The sequence below is a fragment of the Stenotrophomonas sp. 2YAF22 genome (assembly GCF_052114665.1).
Lineage (GTDB): Bacteria > Pseudomonadota > Gammaproteobacteria > Xanthomonadales > Xanthomonadaceae > Stenotrophomonas > Stenotrophomonas indicatrix.
On the sequence record NZ_JBFRFE010000595.1, the window covers coordinates 1 to 2,721 of the forward strand.

Annotated in this window: 4 protein-coding genes; 1 reads left to right on the top strand and 3 read right to left on the bottom strand. The window is 67.7% G+C overall.

Annotated features, from left to right (window positions below):
- Positions 1-1,160: DUF2867 domain-containing protein (locus AB4Y84_RS18675; protein ID WP_442250634.1), on the top strand; the 1,160-nt coding region annotated here is incomplete at its 5' end.
- Between the two features lie 42 nt (positions 1,161-1,202).
- Here AB4Y84_RS18675 and AB4Y84_RS18680 read toward each other — a convergent pair.
- The 3 genes from AB4Y84_RS18680 to AB4Y84_RS18690 form a co-directional block, all read right to left on the bottom strand.
- A complete protein-coding gene (locus AB4Y84_RS18680) occupies positions 1,203-1,634 on the bottom strand; it encodes a pyridoxamine 5'-phosphate oxidase family protein (protein WP_033832071.1) in 432 nt (143 codons plus the stop codon).
- A gap of 144 nt (positions 1,635-1,778) precedes the next feature.
- Complete coding sequence (locus AB4Y84_RS18685; protein WP_442243848.1) at positions 1,779-2,279, bottom strand: GNAT family N-acetyltransferase; 501 nt, start codon at positions 2,277-2,279, stop codon at positions 1,779-1,781.
- Between the two features lie 11 nt (positions 2,280-2,290).
- A partial coding sequence (locus tag AB4Y84_RS18690; RefSeq protein ID WP_442250635.1) for a hypothetical protein occupies positions 2,291-2,721 on the bottom strand: 431 nt, incomplete at its 5' end.

The following is a 2,721-nucleotide window of genomic DNA, read 5'->3' on the forward strand; positions in this document are numbered from 1 at the left end:
CATCGCTGTACAGCTTCGTGGTGGGTGCCGGCGGCCATCCCTTCCACCGCCATGCCGGGCCGCGCATGTTCACCGCCATCGCCGGCAGTGCCGGTGCGGAGCTGCGGTTTGCCAGCGCATCCGATCAGCAGCTGGCGGACGATCCCTCGCACTTCCTGCGGTCGCTGCGTCGTGTCCGCATCCCGCCCGATTGCCTGTTCACCGTGCGCTTTGGTGGTGGCACCTGGCACCAGTTCGCCTCGAACAGTCCTGCCCACCCTGCCCTGTTCGCGCTCTCGTGCCACAGCAATGAACTGGCCGGGGCAATGAGCGCGCAGGCGCGCGCACTGGCACAGGCAAACGCCGCGGACATTCCCAGCCTGACCGACGTGCTGCCAGCGGCGCACTGGCCCAGCGCAACCACACTCGCCGCCACGCCGTTGCTGCAACTGTCACTGCAGGCGGCAGCGCCCAGCCTGCGCGCGCGCCTGTGCATGCAGATGCGCACGTTGCTGGGGCCGCTGCGCCGCCTCAACCTGGAGCCACTGCGCGGATTCGTGGAGCGGGCGACGCCGGCGTACCCGGTCTGCAGCAGCGCGTCGTCGCCTTCAGCGGGAATGCTCGCCAGCGCCCTGCCGCACGGTCACTACAACGACACGACCACGCTGACCCTGCACGGCGGGCAGACCCGCCATCGATCGGCCTCCGCCCTGCTGGCCGACATACTGGACGGGTTCCTGCGCAACCCGCCGGCGGGCGTCGGCCGCTTGATGGCCCTGCGCAATCGTCTGGTTGCACCACTGCGTCTGCGCACCTCGCCGCTGGGCTGCCCGGTGTCGTCGCTGCTGTCCACCGATCGCAGCCGCGTGTTCGGCGGACGTTTCCCGGTGCTGGATGCCCGAGTAGATGCGGAAGACCGGTGTGCCGAAGTGCTGCTCGGCGCAGACGACCGCCATCTCCGCTTCCGCAGCAGCGTGCGCGTGCAGTTCTGCGAGGACGGCCAGGTCCAGATCAGCTTGGGCTCGCGCGTGCAGACGCTCAATGCGTTTGGCCGCTTCTACATGGCCATGATCGACAGCGCCCATCGCCATTACGTGGCCCCGGCACTGCTGCGCCGCGCCGTTGAACATGCGCTGGCACCGGAACTGGCCGCGTGGTCCGGCACGCCTGCACATTCCTGAGCTGCGGCAGCACTGTGCAGGGGCCCTGTGCAGCCCCCGCGATCAGACCACGATCTCGCCTTCGTCCTCGCCATCCCAGTAATGGATGCGGCTGGCGTGTACGTGGATCAGCACCAGACCCGGCGTATCCACGCCCTGCTCGAACCACCGCTCCAGGTCCTTCACCCAATGCTGGGCCATCGTGGCGCGATCGCGGACCAGCGCCGCCCTGCCCTGCACGTGCACGAACAGCGGTGGCTTGCCCAGCAGCGACTTGCTGCCGGTCAGGCCCAGCGCCACGTTCGGGTCGGCGCTGATCTCGCGCACCATATCGGTGTTTTCCATGGTGAAGAACCAGCTGTCGCCGTCGTAGTCCACATCGCCGTTGTTGCTCATCGGGCGGCCAGCGATCTGGCCGCCGGCATGAGTCTGCAGCATGGTGAAATCGATGCCGGCCATTTTCTTGGCCAGTTCGGGAAGGGTGAGCGTGGTCATGGGCAGTTCCTTCAACAGATGGGTGTCCAGCGTCTGCCCGACGCGGTGACCGATGCGTGGATGGCTGCTGGCGCCTTCTTCACGCAGTGGCCGCAGTTGGCATTCCCGCGTGCAGCGCGCCTGCGCCGCGGTGACCGTCACGCATCAGCGCGGATAGCGGAACACCAGGTCATCCGGATCGCTGCGCACCGCCTGCGCGTCCAACACGCCGCCGAGGCGGACCGCCACTGCCTGCGAGGCGTGGTTGTCTGCTGCCATGTAGCTCACCAGCGTCGGCAATCCGCGCACCACGAACGCCCAATCACGCAGCGCCGCCGCCGCCTCGCTGGCGAAACCCTGCCCTTCCTGCCCGGCATACAGCAACCAGCCCAGTTCCTGTTCCGGAAACAGCGGGCCATGGTTGATGCCCACCTGGCCGATGCACTCGCCCGTGTCGCGGCGCTCGATCATCAAGGCACCGTGCCCGAACAGATGCCAGCTGGCCAGGTCGTGACAGAACTGTCCCCACGCGGCGACTTCGCCGAACGGCCCGCCCATGCCGCGTGCACGGGGTGAGGCCAGGAACGCGGCATATACCGGGAAATCGTCCAAGCGCTGCGCGCGCAGGCGCAGGCGCGGTGTTTCCAGCAACGGGATGTCGATCATGCGTGCATCGGTCAGTACACGGCCAGGAAGCCACAGCCCCGGCGTTGTGGTTGGCCTTCAACCGTCACCTGCACGCTGGCCGATGTATCCACGCCTTCGGCATTGCGGCAGGACTCGCGCTTGATCTCAACAATGGTCGGCTGCTTGCCCAGCTCACCGTTGAGCACCGTCAACGAACTGGGCGCACCGGCCGGTTGGCCGAGGTAGCGCAGCGTTCCAGCACTGCTGCGGCCAGCAACGGTGAGCGTGGCATCGTGGTTGCCCTTGCCGGTGGAGGCGATTTCGATGGACCAGCCTTCACCACCGCCGGTGAAGGCAGGCACCGGGCTGGCATCGGCGGCAATCGAAGGATGACGCGGTGCGTCGGCGCCCGCATCGGGTTGCGGTGCGCTACTGGCACAGCCAGCGAACAGGCCCGCCACCAGCGTGGCAGTCACAACGG